This window comes from Accumulibacter sp. (assembly GCF_029255285.1).
In the GTDB taxonomy this organism is placed as follows: Bacteria; Pseudomonadota; Gammaproteobacteria; order Burkholderiales; family Rhodocyclaceae; genus Accumulibacter.
In genome coordinates this window covers 63209-79895 of the sequence record NZ_JAPUVI010000106.1, presented here as the reverse complement: position 1 = coordinate 79895, position 16687 = coordinate 63209, and the positions used below count along the sequence as shown (strand labels likewise).

12 protein-coding genes and 1 pseudogene are annotated in these 16687 nt (G+C 63.9%); 6 read left to right on the top strand and 7 right to left on the bottom strand.

The window, feature by feature from the left end:
* The first annotated feature begins 238 nt into the window (after positions 1-238).
* A pseudogene (locus Q1M07_RS16615) lies at positions 239-1256 on the top strand (IS110 family transposase).
* A 465-nt stretch (positions 1257-1721) separates the two neighbouring features.
* On the opposite strand, the gene Q1M07_RS16610 reads toward Q1M07_RS16615, so the two are convergent.
* The 4 genes from Q1M07_RS16610 to Q1M07_RS16600 all read right to left on the bottom strand — a co-directional run bounded on the left by Q1M07_RS16610 (position 1722) and on the right by Q1M07_RS16600 (position 6555).
* Positions 1722-2660: a protein kinase gene (locus Q1M07_RS16610; RefSeq protein ID WP_300455540.1), complete on the bottom strand. Its 939-nt coding sequence runs from the start codon at positions 2658-2660 to the stop codon at positions 1722-1724.
* Positions 2661-2821: 161 nt separating this feature from the next.
* The gene (locus Q1M07_RS16605) at positions 2822-3979 is read right to left on the bottom strand and encodes a hypothetical protein (protein ID WP_300455537.1); all 1158 of its coding nucleotides are present in this window, start codon (positions 3977-3979) and stop codon (positions 2822-2824) included.
* A gap of 881 nt (positions 3980-4860) precedes the next feature.
* Positions 4861-6042 carry a radical SAM protein gene (locus tag Q1M07_RS18780; RefSeq protein ID WP_366984178.1) on the bottom strand — a complete coding sequence of 394 codons (1182 nt, stop codon included), beginning with the start codon at positions 6040-6042 and terminating at the stop codon, positions 4861-4863.
* Between the two features lie 15 nt (positions 6043-6057).
* A complete protein-coding gene (locus Q1M07_RS16600) occupies positions 6058-6555 on the bottom strand; it encodes a hypothetical protein (RefSeq protein ID WP_300455534.1) in 498 nt (165 codons plus the stop codon).
* Between the two features lie 130 nt (positions 6556-6685).
* Between Q1M07_RS16600 and Q1M07_RS16595 the strand changes: the two genes are divergently transcribed.
* The 5 genes from Q1M07_RS16595 (at position 6686) to Q1M07_RS16575 (ending at position 14849) form a co-directional block, all read left to right on the top strand.
* Positions 6686-7681: an integron integrase gene (locus tag Q1M07_RS16595; RefSeq protein WP_300455531.1), complete on the top strand. Its 996-nt coding sequence runs from the start codon at positions 6686-6688 to the stop codon at positions 7679-7681.
* 220 nt (positions 7682-7901) lie between these two features.
* Positions 7902-8165, top strand: a complete 264-nt coding sequence (locus tag Q1M07_RS16590) for a DUF3418 domain-containing protein (protein WP_300455528.1) — start codon at positions 7902-7904, stop codon at positions 8163-8165.
* Positions 8166-8189: 24 nt separating this feature from the next.
* The gene (locus Q1M07_RS16585; protein WP_300455525.1) at positions 8190-8942 is read left to right on the top strand and encodes an EI24 domain-containing protein; all 753 of its coding nucleotides are present in this window, start codon (positions 8190-8192) and stop codon (positions 8940-8942) included.
* The gene (locus tag Q1M07_RS16580; RefSeq protein WP_300455523.1) at positions 8939-9694 is read left to right on the top strand and encodes a molybdopterin-binding protein; all 756 of its coding nucleotides are present in this window, start codon (positions 8939-8941) and stop codon (positions 9692-9694) included. The genes Q1M07_RS16585 and Q1M07_RS16580 overlap by 4 nt, the downstream gene beginning before the upstream one ends.
* Position 9695: 1 nt before the next feature.
* The gene (locus tag Q1M07_RS16575) at positions 9696-14849 is read left to right on the top strand and encodes a RecQ family ATP-dependent DNA helicase (protein WP_300455520.1); all 5154 of its coding nucleotides are present in this window, start codon (positions 9696-9698) and stop codon (positions 14847-14849) included.
* Here Q1M07_RS16575 and Q1M07_RS16570 read toward each other — a convergent pair.
* From Q1M07_RS16570 to ybgF, 3 genes are read right to left on the bottom strand one after another with little or no spacing between them, the layout of a single operon-like run.
* The gene (locus tag Q1M07_RS16570; RefSeq protein WP_300455517.1) at positions 14846-15208 is read right to left on the bottom strand and encodes a PilZ domain-containing protein; all 363 of its coding nucleotides are present in this window, start codon (positions 15206-15208) and stop codon (positions 14846-14848) included. The genes Q1M07_RS16575 and Q1M07_RS16570 overlap by 4 nt on opposite strands.
* 19 nt (positions 15209-15227) lie before the next feature.
* Positions 15228-15887, bottom strand: coding sequence for a 7-carboxy-7-deazaguanine synthase QueE (gene queE, locus Q1M07_RS16565; RefSeq protein WP_300455514.1), 660 nt, complete (start codon positions 15885-15887; stop codon positions 15228-15230).
* Between the two features lie 4 nt (positions 15888-15891).
* On the bottom strand, positions 15892-16686 hold the full coding sequence (gene ybgF, locus Q1M07_RS16560; RefSeq protein WP_300455511.1) for a tol-pal system protein YbgF: 795 nt from the start codon (positions 16684-16686) through the stop codon (positions 15892-15894).
* Position 16687 lies beyond the last annotated feature (1 nt).

Below are 16687 nucleotides of genomic sequence, written 5' to 3'. Positions count from 1 at the left end.
CGTCGGGGGTAAAAGCCCTTCCAGGGAAGAGACTCTCGAATTCAGCCACGAGCTCGTAGAGCTTGCGAACAAGCTCAGGAACCTTTGCGATTGCGTCACTGTTGGGCTGCATTGAGACGGCTAACGAATGAAAGGGACTTCCCCGTCCCGAGGGTGCGGCGGAAGCCGCGAACGGCAACGAAGTGCCAAAATGGAGATGCTGAAGTCAGCCATTTGAAAGCCACGAAAGGGGAAGTCCATGAGCATTATCACTGTAGGTATTGATCTTGCCAAGAACGTCTTTGCGGTTCATGGCGTTGATGAGAACGGCAAGGCGGCACTGGTCAAGCCCAAGGTTCCTCGCGACAAACTGCTAGAGTTGGTGGCCCAGTTGGCACCGTGCCTGATCGGCATGGAAGCCTGCTCCGGTGCGCACCACTGGGCGCGGCAATTCCGCCAGTTCGGCCACACGGTGAAGCGGATGGCGCCGAAGTTGGTGACGCCCTACCGGATGTCTGGCAAGCGCGGCAAAAACGACGCCGCCGATGCGGCGGCGATCTGCGAGGCCGTTCGCCGACCCCAGAGGCGCTTTGTCCCGGTCAAGGAAGAACACCAGCAAATCATCTTGTGTCTGCACCGGACGCGGCAGGGCTTCGTCGAAGAACGCACCGCCCTCTACAACCGGCTGCGCGGCCTGATCGCCGAATTCGGCGTCGTTTTGCCACAGAAAGTCGCCTGCTTGCGTCGCGAGATCGGCGCTCATCTCGAAGACCTGCCCAGCTACGCCAACGCGTGCGTCGGCGACCTGCTGGCGCACGCCGACCAGCTCGACCAGCGGATCGAAGAATACGACCGGCTCATCGCCCAAGCGGCACGCGACGACGCGCGCAGCAAGCGCCTGATGACGCTGCCGGGCATCGGCCCGAACACCGCCAATGCCCTTCTTGCCAGCATCGGCGGTGGTCACGACTTCAAGAACGGCCGTCAGGTCGCCGCCTGGATCGGCCTGACGCCGGGACAGTACAGCCGTGGAGGCAAGACGCGGCTGGGCAGGATCACCAAGGCCGGCGACGCCTACCTGCGCAGTCTTCTCGTCATGGGAGCGCGCGCCGTCCTCAGCGGTCTCGGCGAGAAGCCGGACCGCTTCAGCCGCTGGGCGAGGAGTCTGGTGGAACGTCGCGGCTACTGGCGCGCCGTGGTGGCGATCGCCGCGAAGAACGCCCGGGGCGGTGCTCAAATACGGCGAGGATTTTCGGATGAATCCGGGCGCGGCCTGAGCCGGCCAACCCCCAAGAAAGCGTCCGCAGAAGAATGAAAGGAAGCGACCCTGCCGGTAGCCGCCGGCAACGAATCACCGATGCACTGCACGCGTTGATGTGAAGCGGGTTGGACCCGCGCCGGGAGTGCCTGATCACCTCCAGGGGAAGCAGCTCTTCCCGACTAACGATTGAGGCCCCGGCGCGCGTCTTTCATCAGAGTCCGGGCCAACGGCCCAACATGACCGGTTGTAGTTTCGCAGTCCGCCATCTTCTCCTTCGACGACCGCAGTGAGTGACGAATCAAGGCAGGAAAAATGATGAACTAAAAAAACCAGCGTGGCCCTTGCTTTTTGGGAAAGCCCTTGTAGTTGGAGGTGATCCGCTCGCGGAGGCAGGCGGCGTAAGCCTGGGACGAGATAATGCACCAAGTGCCTCGGCCCAGGCTTACGCCGCCTGCCGTAGCGAGTCGGCTCGACCGAGGGGTTAGGCCGCACTGCTAGTTGCCGAGGAAAGCTCTCGCCAGAACTGCATGGCGGTGGGTGTTCTGGCACTGGTGTGTCGCCTGAGTGCGCGTGCGACAGCGGGAGCGAACTTTGATGGCAGGCTCTCTGCAAGCTTGCGCGGAGCGCCGGCCAGTACCTCGTCCGGAGTGAACGAAGGCGTACCGCCATTCATAAGTGCGAGCAAAAGCAGCGCCGCGTGATAGATGTCTGTTGAGCGCGATACCACACCAAAGGCATTGGGATCGAGAGCTTCGGGAGGAATCATCCACTGAGCGAGCAGAGTGTTGAACGCGCGAATGTCAGTCTCAAGGCGTGAGATTCCGAGATCGCCTACCTTGAATGACCAAACTGGATCCTTAGTTGGAACCATGCGGTCAAAGCTCTGGGCGACGAACACGTTGCCAGCGTGAATGTCTTTGTGGACGTAGCCAAGCAAGTGAATGTAGTCCAGTGCTTGGAGGATGTCCCGGCCCACGTACGGTACCCAGAGCTCATGATCGAGCTTCGGGTCACTGAGAATTGCATCGAGCGTCATCGTGCAGCGCTCAATGATCAGATAGAAGGTGTCCTTGTACTCAAAGGCTTGATGAATGAACGTGATGTTTGGGTGACGCAAGTGCATGAGTTTCTGCAGCTCTTGCTGCCAGTTCTCCTTGACTTCGTCGTATGTCTGGTTCCGTGGCACCAGGATTTTGGCCACAAGATCGTTGCTCCATTCGTCCGTGCACTCGTACGCCTCGCCGAAGGAACCACGGCCGATCAGCTGGCCGACAAAGTAGTACTTGCCGTCAACAGTGATCGTCTCGCCGAGCGCCGGCGGCGTGAACTGTCTTGATACGGGTTGACTGGCTTCGACGGGAGGAACTGGGAGCCCAGTGTCGAGAGCGGGGAGGGGGTTGGGTGCTGTAGGGGAGGCCATCGATGGCGTGAATTGTGCGGCCTAACGTTCGAGCTAAGCTGACCGCGGAGGCAGGCACTGTAAGCCCGGCCTGAGACAATTTACGGAGTACCTCAGGCCGGGCTTACAGTGCCTGCCGTAGCGGGTCAGCTTGAGCGAGGGGTTAGGCGGCAACCTCGCACCTACTTGGGCTCTTGTGGGGTGGCTGGTGTTGCGGGCGCCGCCGGTGGTTTTCGCGCAAACGCCGAGATCGCTTGGCTCGAGATTTCAGCTAGCTTGTCTCTCAGTTCCGGAACCACGTCCACTGCTTTCTTAAAGGCCTCTGAGCCAACTAGCTCATGCCAAGGACTTCCATGACTAGACGCCTCGACTAGTCGCAGTGGCGCCTCTTCAAGCCTCGTGAGCGCAGAGTCGAAGAGCCGCGACTCAAACGCTGAGTCAATTCTGGATGCTTCCTTCCGGTAACCCTCGTACGCTCTTGCGACAGCTGCCTTAAAGGAGTAGTCCTCAGCGAGTCTGAATCGTTGGCCAATCTGCTTTGTCGACAACCAAGCAAACCAGACGGGTGCGCCAACAGTCGCCAGTGAAAGCAGCGTATGCATCGCGATTACGCCCCACCGAGGCTCTGGTGCTGCCAAGGCAGCAGTCAACGTTTGAACTCTTTCAATTCCGAAGAAGGCGCCCAGTGCAAGCGCTGCGATCAAGCCGACAGTCCACGCGGTCATCGACCAGCCAAGGGCCTTCGCTCGCTGGTCAAAGGCAGCCGCAAGACCTCTGCTTGTGCTTGCTCTATATGCTTCCTCGCATTGTTTGAGCACGGCCTCAGCTTCTGTGCTGTGGCCCTTCATGATTGCATCTACCTTTGCCTGCGTCTTCGTCAGGGTGTCCTCGATCTCTTTCGCTCGATCAGATACAGCCTCAGAGTCAAGGTAAGACTGATATGAGTGCTTGGATGTCTCCTCGGCCTTGGACTTTGAGAATTCCAGCACTTCTGCGAGCTTCTTTCGCGCTTCGTCGAGTGCTTGCAGATCAAGCGGCAAAGACTCTGCCGCCGCGTGTGCCTTACGAATATCCTGAATCTGCGATTCGAGCTGTTCTTTCTTGGGTGCCAGTTGATCTAACTCGGCGGCAACAGACCTCACTCTCCGTGCCAAGCTACCCGGCATGGCCTTTGGGTCACTTATGACCTGCCAGTTCAGGAGTGAGGACAACAGCTCTCGCACTCCAACAAATGATGAAACATAAGCGGGCACAGCTTGCGGGGAGTTGCCACCGAACATCTGAGGAAGCGTATTTCCCTGCAGGAGTTGAAGCCTTCTCGGGAGATCTTTGACCAGCAACAGTTGATCTTCGTCTAGGCTTTCCGGTGCTGCGTTCCTTAGGTCTCGAGCCAAGAGTCTAGGGAATGCGGCAAGGTCGTGGCGCGTCAGCGCGGGACTGTGCCACCCAATACCTTCGACCAAGGTCGCGTCGCTTCCCCAGGTATTGGTCACCTGCGTCGCAAAGGCGTCAAGTGCTGCGCATAGTTTTTCGACTTCTTGGTTCAATTTGACTCCCGGTCAATGTGTGGTGATGCTACTAGCTCGGACGCACCGACTCGATATCTTTGCCGCCTAACGTTCGAGGTAAGGCGGGACCGACAGCGGAGCGTGTAAGCCCCGCGCAGGACGATGATAACTTTGGCCTGCGCGGGGCTTGCGCGCGCAGCTGTTGGGGCTCGCCTTGACCGAGGGGTTAGGCCGCACTTTGCACCACAGGCGGGTTAGTACGTTTTTGCCCATGCTCTGACTACGCTGACCAGCAGTAAAGCGGGCTGCCAAACACACCGAACGCTCCAAGGTTTTGTTTGTCTTTGCCCCAGAAGCACATGAAGCGCTTCTCAGCCTCTTGGTACACGAGCCAGTAGCCCTGCGGGTGTTCTGCGATGCAAGTAGCGACCAAGCGTTGGCCAACCTCCGCAAACGGGAACCCAGGAGGCTCGACCGTGGCGCTGACCTCATACGGCTCGCATAGGTTCTCACGAATGCTTGCCTCAATTTCGGCGCGGTTCTTCGCCTCGTCAACTCCCGCATTGACGTAAACGTCACTGACTCCAGCCGCAAGAGCGGAATTGAGGACGGACAGCGCTTCTAGTCGCGACAGCATGGATGTGAGCAGCGGTTCCCCTGTGCGGCCTAACGTTTGGCATCAGCCGCGGCCGTAAGGCCGTCGGCTGCATGCCCTAGTTGGGTCGTCTCTTTTCCGGTGGACTGCGTTCAGGGTTTCGGTCTCCGTCCACATCCCACCCGTTCTTGTCCGGGGGAAGGACACCAAGCAGACGACCTTCCGCATGCATTACCGCGCAGTAGTACGCAGACGGCGTATCCAGTGTGCCGTGCTCCATCCAAGAGCACGCTGGACACTGAGGGCACGCGGGGCGAAGGACACAGCGTAGACAACGCGAAACGTACCTTTCATTACTGGGTATCAAGGCCCGCATCTGCGGGAAGTGATACTGCATCGCATCAGACAAAGTGCCGTCATGAAGATCGTACAGGGTCTCTGGGTGTCGGACCTGGAGGCACACCTGTAGCTTGCCGTATGCGTTAACAGCCGGCCGCCTACCTGCGGCCGGACAGTTGAAAAGGCTCTTCCGGTACTTACCGCTTGACCTGCCGCGCATAATTAATCGCAGGTCATAGGATGCATTACCAGGCTCTTTCAGCCTTTCTCGCGCGGCGACTTCCGAGGAGAGTCGTAGTTGGGCCAACCGATCACATGCGGAGCTCTCATGCCAAGCGTTCAGCGTCAACTCCCAAGCATACGGGACAGCGTCCTGCGACCCCAAGGCCGCGGCCAATTGGCGGATTCTCCAAGAGTTGGCGACGAGTGACTCCAACGGGGGATACCGCATCCGAAATGGTATGTCGTTTGCTCGCAGAAGACTAAGTCCCCTAAGGAATTTTCTGAAGGCGTTAGATCTCTGGGCCGTGGATATGTATGACTGCTCGTCCCATCCGTAGATCGACACACTCACGCTCTTCGGGCGTCTTTGCCCAAGCTCAGAGGCTATGCGCCTTGTGACAAGGGTCGCATTCGTGGCAAGTGATATGTCGAGCCCGATTCGATGAGCATGGGAGTAGACCGCCAAGAAGTCGCGCCTCAAGAGCGGTTCGCCGCCGGTAAAACGAACGGTCCTGCATCCAAGGGCCCTTGCTTCCGATAGGACCCCACACACTTTCGCCGTTGACATCTCGGAGGCAGCAACAAGGGCGTCATTCGGTGCGCGCCGGATGTAGCAGTGGATGCAAGACAAGTTGCACCGCTCCGTAAGTTCGATGTCGAGCGTCTCGATCTTCTCCACACCCGGCAAGGTTGTCCTGTAATGCAATTGTACACAAGGGACAGTTTCTGTGGGCTTCATCGGGCACCTCGCGCTTCAATGATAATAGGGGCCTTGCCCTCTTCCGCAACAACTGGGACCGCCCACGGCGCACTCGTATCCGTCGTCGGAGGAGGACGAAGAGTCGCTCTCAGAAGAAGAAGCAGTTTCTCTTGCAGCTTCCTCTTCCAACCGCTTTTGTGCGACCTTTCTTGCCTCTTCACTCGCGCTTGGATGGGCTAGGATCTTCCCGAGGTTGCTTGTCGGCATTGTCCGCGCCAGTAACTCCAGAACCTCTTGGTCCAGCGATCGATGGTCGAGTACGTAGTCGTAGAATCGCCATCCAAAGTCCTGACTCGACACCAATCGCGCGAGTTGATCTGACTTCAGATCAAGTGCGTCCAGCAGGGGCCGTGCGGTCATTACCGGATCGGGCTGTAAGGATTCTCCACGCTGAGGCACTCCGCGCTCTTGTGCACGACCACCGCCCCGCCAAATCCGAACCAAGATGTCCAGAACCACAAGCGCGATCAGCACGATCACAAGCGTTGTCATGCTCCGTATCCTCCTTTGTCATGTGACCCAACGTGAAGTAGACACCAAAGGTGGTGTATAAAAAAACAGTACAAGGTGTATACTACGTCTCATCCTCTGTAGCCTCTTGATTTCTTGAAAGGTGCCGACGATGAACACGCCTGACGCGACGCAAAACACACCTTCGGAACCCAAGCTGCTCGATCAGCTTCGCGACCGGATCCGGCTGAAGCACTATAGTATAAGAACCGAAGCACAGTATGTTCAATGGGCGAGGCGATTCATCCTCTTCCACGGGAAGCGCCATCCACGGGACATGGGGGCGCGCGAAGTCGAGGCCTTTCTCACCCACCTGGCCGTGGAGGGCCGGGTGGCCGCGGCGACACAGAATCAGGCGTTGTCGGCCTTGTTGTTCCTGTACCGGGAAGTTTTGGGCATCGACCTGCCGTGGCTCGATGGCGTGGTGCGAGCCAAGCGGCCGGCGCGCTTGCCGGTGGTGTTGTCGGGCAACGAGGTGCACCGCGTTCTCGACCGGATGCCGGGAGTTCATGGGCTGCTCGCGCGTTTGCTTTACGGCAGTGGCATGCGCCTGATGGAAGGTGTTCGCCTGCGGGTGAAGGATATCGATTTCGAGCGGCGCGAGATACTGGTTCGCGACGGCAAGGGGGTGAAGGATCGCGTAACGATGCTGCCGGAGACGCTGATAGTGGAGCTGCGCGAGCATCTGCTCCGTCGCAGAAGGCTCTTCGAGGACGATCTGCGACTTGGGAAAGCCGGCGTCTACTTGCCCTTCGCACTTGAACGCAAGTATCCGGCCGCCAACCAAACCTGGAGTTGGCAGTACGTATTCCCATCCGAGAGTTACTCGATCGATCCGCGTAGCGGGCTGGAGCGCCGCCATCATCTTGACGAGAAGCGGCTGCAACGGGCGATGAAGAAGGCAGTGATCGCGGCGGGCATCACCAAGCCGGCCACGCCGCACACCCTTCGCCATTCGTTCGCCACCTCGCTGCTCGATGGTGGCTATGACATCCGCACTGTGCAGGAACTGCTGGGGCACGCCGACGTGAGCACGACGATGATTTACACGCACGTGCTCAAGCGCGGCGGGCGAGGTGTTCGGAGTCCGCTCGACGCGCTGGTGTAGAATGCGGCGGTGTGACTTTTCACGGGTAGGCTCGGCCGCTGCAGGGCGGGCTGGCACGGCGTAACCGGACGTTCTTGCCGCGGGATGTTGGGTAGGGCTGCGGCCTGACCCAAACTATTCCGCCGCGCCGCCAAGTGCCCCTGTGCCGAGCGCGACGGCGGGTCTTTGCCGTACAGATCTGGCGGCTGTTGCCCGTGCTGCCGCCCGTTTTCCTCGACCGATGATCCTCAATTCCCCCCATCTGCACCGGCACGAACGCCAACCCGACCGACCGACCTTTTCGTTGATTGCCTGGCACGCGATCAGCGCCGTCCGCGCTCGATGGCGCGTGACCTGCGGCACCTCTTCGACGGCAGGCGAGCCGCCGCTTGAACACTATCGCTGGTTACGCAAGGAACTGCACGTGCAGTTCCTCGCGCAGGGGCTGCGCACGCCGGTGCGGGTGTCGAGCAAGCGGCTGCGGAAGATGGGGGAGAGCCTGTGAACAACGATGCCGGAGAGGGAAGCCGTGAATGATGTGCTGGTGGCGCTGCTGCGCAGCTTGAAGACGCTCGGTCGCGGGCGGATCTGGTTACTGGTGCTCGGTCCGGCGGCGGTCGCCTTGCTCATCTCGATCGGGCTCGCCTTCTTCTGTCTCGACTACCTGGTAGGCAGTCTGCTCGAACAGCCGCCCTTGACCTGGCTGGCCGGCTGGGGCGCTCTCTGGCTGGCCAAACTGGCCGCCGTTCTCGGCGGCTGGCTGCTGCTGCTCGCCGTCGCCTTCGTCGGTGCCACCTTGCTGGCGGCGATCTTCGTCATGCCTCTGCTGCTCGAACAGGTGGCCACGGCCGACTACCCGGAGCTGGCACGTCTCGGCAAGGACAGCCTGACGGCCGCGGCCTGGAACAGCGTCTCGGCAGTCTTGCTGTTCGTCGTCGGCTGGCTGCTGACGCTGCCGCTGTGGTTGATTCCGGGCTTCGCACTGGTGCTGCCGATGCTCTGGATGGCCTGGCTGACGCGCCGTACCTTCGCTTACGACGCCTTGACCCTGCATGCGACCGACGACGAATGGCAGGCGCTGCGCCGCCGGCACGCCTGGCCGCTGCTGCTGCTCGGCGTCGTGCTGGCGCTGCTGACGCACATTCCGGTGCTCGGACTGCTGACGCCGACGCTGGCCGCGCTGGCCTATACTCACTACTGCCTGGAAGCGTTGCGTCAATGGCGACAGGGTGCTCTGGTCGTAGCCAGCGGCCGGCAGCTTATGCTGGAGGAAGAAGAATGAATTTCGCGGCGATCATCCTGGGCGACGAGATCCTGTCGGGGAAGCGCGCCGACCGGCATTTCGCCAAGCTCGCCGAGTTGCTGGCGGCGCGTGGTTTGCGTCTGGCCTGGGTCGAATACCTCGGCGACGAACGCCCGCGCATCGCGGCGACGCTGCGCCGCAGCCTGGCGGCCGGCGACGTCGTGTTCTGTTTCGGCGGCATCGGCAACACCCCCGACGACCACACGCGGCAGGCGGCGGCCGAGGCGCTGGGCGTCGATCTGGTGCTGCATCCGGAAGCCGAGCGCGAGATCCGTTCCCGCTTCGGCGCCGAAACGACCGATGTTCGCCTGCTTCTCGGAACCTTCCCGCGCGGCGTCGACATCATTCCCAACCCGTTCAACCGCATACCGGGCTTTCGCGTGCGCGACCACCACTTTCTGCCGGGCTTTCCGCAAATGGCGCACCCGATGGCCGAATGGGCGCTCGACACCTTCTACGCGCACCTGTTCGACCGCCAGCCGACGGTCGACAAGGCGCTTCTGCTGACCGGCGCCAACGCCTACGAGAGTGCGTTGCTCGATCTGATGGAGCGGATCGTCGCCGATTTTCCGACGCTGCGCCTGTTCAGCCTGCCGTCGATTGCCGAAGACGGCCAGCGGCGGCACCTCGAACTCGGGGTCGAAGGTGATCCGGCGACGGTCGATCGGGCGATGGCGGCCATCCTGCGCGAGGTCGAGCGGCGGGGCCTGAACTGGCAATGGAGGCCCTGATGTGAGCGTCGCCCAGGCAGCCCTGGCGCCGCGCTGCCTGTCGATCGACCTCGAAGTGAGTCTGCGCACGCGGCGCATCCGCCAGTTCGCCGCCGTGCGCGGCGACAGCGGCGAGACTTTCCGCTTCGCGGGCGGCGACCTCGCCGCCGCCCTCGATCGCCTCGACGCGCTGTCCGAAGGCTGCCGCTTCGTACTGGGCCACAACGTGCTCGACTTCGACCTGCCGCAACTCGCCGCCGTGGCGCCCGGGCTTCGGCTGCTGGCGCTGCCGGTGGTCGATACGCTGTGGCTCAATCCGCTGGCCTTTCCCCGCCATCCCTACCACCACCTGGTCAAGCACTACCAGGACGGCGGCTTGAAACGGCGCCAGATCAACGACCCTCTGCTCGACGCGCAACTGGCACTCGAGTTGTTCCATGACCAGTACCAGGCGCTGCGCCAGGTGAACCGCGAAGCGCCCGAGCGACTCGCCGCCTGGCATTGGCTGACCACGCTCGACACGGGCGGCGCGGGCCTGAACAGCCTGTTCGCGACTCTGCGTCGGCAGCTTTGCCCACGCGAGGGCGAGGCGTGGTCGGCGATCGCGCGCTGTCTGGAGGGCAGGGCCTGCCACACCCAGGCGCTGCGCCTGCTCGACGAAGCGGTGAGTCACGCCTGGCCGCTGGCCTACGCGCTCGCCTGGCTGTCGGTCGCCGGCGGCGGCTCGGTGTCGCCGCCCTGGGTGCGCCATCGTTTTCCGACTTCCGGCGCGCTGCTTCGGCGCCTGCGCGATACGGCCTGCGGTCGGGCCGACTGCGCCTGGTGCCGCGAACACCACGACGCGCCACGACAGCTCGCGCGCTGGTTCGGTTTCGCCGCGTTTCGCCCGCAGCCGGCCGACGCCGCCGGCCGCCCGTTGCAACAGGCGATCGTCGAAGCGGCGCTGCGCGGCGAGCACCTGCTCGGCATCCTGCCGACCGGAGCCGGAAAATCCTTGTGCTACCAGATTCCGGCGCTGTCGCGCTACGAAAACACCGGCGCACTGACCGTCGTCATCTCGCCGCTGGTCGCCCTGATGGCCGACCAGGTGGCCGGCTTGCGCGGGCGCGGCATCGAGTCCTGCGTTGCGATCAACGGCCTGCTGTCGATGCCCGAACGCGCCGATGCGCTCGATCGCCTGCGCCTCGGCGAGATCGCGATCGTCATCGTGGCGCCCGAGCAGTTGCGCAACCCCACTTTGCGCAAGGCGCTCGCGCAGCGCGAGATCGGCGCCTGGGTGCTCGACGAGGCGCACTGCCTCTCGAAGTGGGGGCACGACTTTCGCCCCGACTACCGCTACGTCGGGCGCTTCGTGCGTGAAAACGCGGCCGACGGGGCGCTGCCGCCGATTCTCTGTCTGACGGCGACAGCCAAACCCGACGTGGTAGCCGATATCGTCGCCCATTTCGCCGAACAACTCGGCGTCGAAATGCGCGTTTTCGACGGTGGTGCCAGCCGCGAAAACCTCGACTTTGCCGTGCTGCCGACCACTGTTCCCGAGAAGTTCGCCCACATCCACGAGCTGTTGACGGCCGAACTGCCGGACGACGGGCCGGGCGGCGCCATCGTCTATTGCGCGACCCGCCGGCGCTGCGAGGAAGTTTCGGCTTTCCTGCGGCAGAAGGGAATGGCGGTGGCGCACTTTCACGCCAGGCTGCCGCCGGAGAGCAAGAAGAACGTGCAGGAAAGCTTCATTCGTGGCGACTTGCGGGTGATCGCCGCGACCAACGCTTTTGGCATGGGAATCGACAAACCCGATGTGCGTCTGGTGGTCCATGCCGACATCCCGGGGTCGCTCGAAAACTACCTGCAGGAAGCCGGCCGCGCCGGGCGCGACCAGCAGGCGGCACGCTGCGTTTTGCTGTATACGCCGGAGGATGTCGAGCGCCAGTTCGGCATGTCGGCGCGCTCGCGGCTCAGCCGCCAGGAGATTCAGGCCGTTCTGCGTTCGCTGCGCCAACTCGACCGCAAGAAGCGCAAGGACGGCGAAGTCGTCGCCACCCCCGGCGAGATCCTGGCCGAAGACGAGGAGGGCGGCTTCGAGCGCGATTCGGCGACCGACGATACGCGCGTCCGGACCGCGGTCTGCTGGCTCGAGGAAGCGCGCCTGCTGACCCGCGAGGAGAATCAGGTGCAGGTCTTCGCGTCCTCGCTGCGCGTCGCGTCGGTCGACGAGGCACGCCGCCGGCTGGCGCGTGCGATGCTGCACAACGATTACCAGCGTCAGTTGCTGGCCGTCGTCGCCGCGCTGATCGGCGCGCCGCCCGACGAAGGACTGTCGACCGACGAGCTAATGGGGATCTCCGGCCTCGGCGCCGAGAAGCTGCGCGCCGCCTTGCACGATCTCGAGCGTCTGGGCGTCGCCAGTAACGACACGGCCTTGACCGCCTACCTCCAGGTGGGCGTCGAAAACTCGTCGAGGCAGCGCCTGGATTCGGCATGCCGCCTGGAAAGCGCACTGCTCGACCGGCTGCGCGAACAGGCGCCCGATCTTCTGCGCGGCGAGACGTCGGCCTTGCAACTGCGTCTGCTCAGCCAACGCCTGCAGGACGATGGGCATCCCGGCGCGCTGCCAGCCCGTTTGCGGCGGCTTCTCGCCGGCCTGGCCGGCGATGGCCGAAACGACGATGGCGGCGTCGGCAGCATCGCACTGCGCCGCCTCGACGCCGAGACGGTGGCGCTTCGCTTGCAGCGTGACTGGCCGGCGCTGGCGCGCACGGCGCAGTTGCGGCGCAGCGCCGCGACGCGCCTGCTCGAACACCTGCTCGCCTGCCTGCCGGCCGGCGCGCGCGGCAACGATCAGTTGGCGGAAACGACGCTCGGCCGCTTGCTCGCCGCGCTCGAAGCCGACCTGGTGCTGAGGGCGGAAGTGCGGGACACGTCGCGCCTGCTCGACCGCGCGCTGCTCTGGCTGCACGAACAGGAAGCGATCCGTCTCAACAAGGGCTTGGCGGTTTTTCGTCCGGCGATGACGATCCGCCTCGACACGGACTGGAAGCGCCAGTTCCGGCAGCCGGACTACCTTCCCTTGAAACTGCACTACGCGGAACAGGTGGTGCAGATCCACGTCATGGCCGAGTACGTGCAGCGCGGTCTGCACGCGATGGCCGACGCGCTGCGCTTGACGGTCGATTATTTCCGTCTGCCGCGCGCCGAGTTTCTGCAGCGCTGGCTGCCCGACCGCGAGGACGAGCTGGCACGGCAGACGACGGCGCAGTCGTGGCGGCGGATCGTCGAGGCGCTGAATAATCCTGTGCAGCAGGGTATCGTCGCCGACGAGCGCGAAGAGGGCAACGTGCTGGTTCTCGCGGGTCCCGGGTCGGGCAAGACGCGCGTTCTCGTGCACCGGATTGCCTGGCTCGTCCGGGTGCGTCGCGAGAACCCGGCGAGCATCCTGGCGCTGGCCTACAACCGGCACGCCGCGGCGCAGATCCGGCAGCGGCTCGCCGAGCTGATCGGCCACGAGGCGCGTGCGGTCAGCGTCCTGACCTGCGACGCGCTGGCGATGCGCCTGGTGGGAGCGAGTTTTGCCGGCCGCCGAGGGCTAGACGACGAGGGCGTCGAGGCCGCGCTGAACGCCGTTCGCCGGCAGGCGATCGGCCTGCTGAAAGGCGAAGGGCTGCTGCCGGAGGAGGCCGACGCGCAACGCGACCGTCTGCTCGGCGGCTTTCGCTGGATCCTGGTCGACGAATACCAGGATATAGGACCACAACAGTACGAATTGATCGCCGCGCTGGCCGGACGCGGCCGAGGCGGCGATGACGACGGGCGGCCGAATCTGCTCGCCGTCGGTGACGACGACCAGAACATTTATGCTTTCAGCGGCGCGTCGGTCGACTTCATTCGCCGCTTCGCGGCCGACTATGCCGCGCGTACGGTGCATCTGATCGACAACTACCGGGCGACGGCACACCTGGTGGACGTCGCCAATCGGCTGATTGCGCCAGCGGCGAATCGCCTCAAGGTCGAGCAGCCGATCCGCGTCGACCGGTCGCGCCGCCGACTGCCGCCCGGCGGCGACTGGCAGTCCATCGACCGGCTGGCGCAAGGGCGCGTTCAGGTGCTGCCGGTAGGCGGCGACGCGCGGACGCAGGCGCTGGCCGTGGTCACCGAATTGCAGCGCCTGGCCAGCCTGGTCGCCGATTGGGACTGGGCGCGCTGCGCGGTGATCGCTCGCGAATGGAAATGGCTGCAAGCCGTGCGCGCCTGCTGTGAGGGGAAAGGCATCGCCGTACAGATGGCCAGTGAAGAGCACGCGTCCTTCTCGCGCCGGCGCGAAACCCAGGCGCTGCTCGACTGGTTGAGCGGCGACGGCGCGGACGGCAAACCGGTCGCGGCGGCGGCCGTCGCCGCCTGGCTAGACGAACAACCCGACAGCCCGACCGGCGCAATGCTTGCCGAAGCGGTAGAGGAGTACGGTTGCGAGACCGGCGGCGCCGAGTTGCCACGCCGACACTTCATCGAGTGGCTCGCCGAGTGGAGCCGCGAGGCGCGTCGCCGGCAGAGCGCCCTGCTGCTGCTCACCGCCCATCGTGCCAAGGGACTCGAGTTCGACCATGTCGCGGTGCTCGATGGCGGCTGGTCGGCGGCTGGCGAGGCGTGCGCCGGCCGACAGGAGGCGGATGCCGAGCGTCGCCTGTACTACGTGGCCGTGACGCGTGCCCGCTCGACGTTGTTGCTGGCGCGCTTCGAGCGCGGTAACCCGTTCATCGACGCCCTGCCATGCGCGGCCTTTCTCCTGCGTCGCGCGCCGCTCCGGCTGCCGCCGCCGGAGCCGGAGCTGTCGCGGCACTACCAGAAACTGGACGCAAGTCAGGTGCATCTTAGTTGGGCCGGACTCCATCCGACCTGGCATCCGCTGCATCGCGCGCTCGCCGCGCTTGCTCCGGGCGATCCGCTCAGCTTGCGACGCCAAGGCGGACGCTGGTTGTTGCGCGATGCGCAGGGGAGGGTGGTCGGGCGACTCGCCGCCAGCTATTCGCCGCCGGCCGGCATGATTTGCGTTGCGGCGAGCGTGGCGGCGATCATCGTCCGCTACGCGGCGGACGGCAAACCGGAATACCTTTCCCGGCTGCGCTGCGAGCGCTGGGAAGTGGTCCTACCGGAACTGGTCTTCGCGCCGCCGCCCCGCGGCTAAGCGCCGATCAGCGCCGACAGCTCACGCTGGAGCAGATCGGCATTGCCGAGGTTGAGCTCGACGAGACGGCGCAGATGGGTCACGCTGTCGATGTCGATCGACTGGCAGACGAGACCGGCCAGCCCGGCCCGGCCATGGGCGACGCGGCTCTGCATGCAAATCCGGTCGCCGGTATCGTCGAGTTCCACCTGCAGCAGGCACGCGGCACCGCTCGGCAGCTCGACGCTCTCGGGCAGCCCAAGGAGTGCTCCCTTCAGGGAAAGGTCGAGTACCCGCACCGCCAGATGTTGGTCGCCGAGTACCAATTGCGCCGGCGAATCGAAGGCGATCCGGGAATAGTGGCGTCGTTCTTCGTTCATGGTGACTGGCTCCGCAGGCTTACTTGCCGGGGATTTTACCCCAAAGGACCTTGTGGAGTTGCAACTGAAAGCGGACCGGCAGACGGTCGGCGAGAATCCACTCGGCCAGCGTCGTCGCCGGCAGTTGGTCGGCGACCGGCGAGAAGAGCAGCGGGCAGAGCTTCGCCAACTGCCGTTCGCCGATCACTTGTCGCGCCCATTCGTAGTCGGCACGGTCGCTGAGGACGAATTTCAGCTCGTCGTCGGGGGTCAGTTGCGACAAATTGGCCCAGTGGTTGCGGTGCGATTCGCCGGAGCCGGGGGCTTTCAGGTCGACGATTCGCGAAACACGTCGATCGACCGCACCGATGTCGAGCGCGCCCGAGGTTTCGAGCGACACGGCATGGCCGGCATCGCACAATTGGCTGAGTAGCGCCAGGCACGCCGGCTGGGCGAGCGGCTCGCCGCCGGTGACACAGACGTGGCGCACACCGTGGCGCGCCACTTCGGTAAGTATTTCGTTCAGCGACATCGTCCGCCCACCGCTGAAGGCATAAGCCGTGTCGCACCACACGCAGCGCAACGGGCAGCCGGTCAGGCGAACGAACACCGTCGGCAGCCCGACGCGAGAGCTCTCGCCCTGCAGGGACAGGAAGATCTCGCTGATCCTGAGCGCCAGCGGTCGGCCGGAATCCGCCAAGGACCTATTTCTTGAGGCGCTGTCTGGCGGTGGTCGCCGCCGCGCTGTCCGGGTACTTGACGACCAGCGCTTCCAACGTGCCCTTGGCGCCCTTGGCGTCGGCGAGTTCCTGCTGGCAGGTGGCGATGTTGAGCAAGGCGTCGGGCGACTTCGAGTTGGTGGGCCATCGGCCGACCACCACGCGATGCGCATCGATCGCCTTCTTGCAGTCGCGCAGCGCGTAATGCGCGTTGCCGAGCCAGTAATACGCGCTGGGTGTCAGGGCACTGTCGGGATGCGCCTTGGCAAAGCCGTCAAAGGCCGCGGCGGCTTCCTTGAGTTTATTGGCCCGGAACAGGTTGAGCGCCGCTTCGTACTCGCGCGTTTCGGCAGCCGGGTCGCTGGCCGCTTTGCGCGGTGCTTCGCTTGCCGGCCGGCTGTCTTCGGTCGGCCGCGGGTCGCCGCTGGCCGCGATTTGCGGTTCGAGCTTGCGCAAGCGGCCGTCGAGGTCGACGTAGAAATCCTGTTGCCGCTTGCGAGCCGATTCCAGCTCGTAGGTCAGCGTTTCCACCTGGCCGCGCAGACGGGCATTCTCTTCGCGCAGCGCCTGGATCTGGTTGGCCAGTTCGATCTGTCCCTTGGCCACCGTGTCCAGGCGTTCGTTGGTCTTGATCGCGAGATCCTTGAGCTGGCGTCTGGCCTCGTCGTCGTCGAACAGACCCGCCTGCGTCTGCGGCACACCGCCGAGAGCGCCCAGCAGAAGCACGATTGCCCGAGCGCGGCCGACGCCGGCCGCGCCTCGCGAAGCCAGGCACGCCATC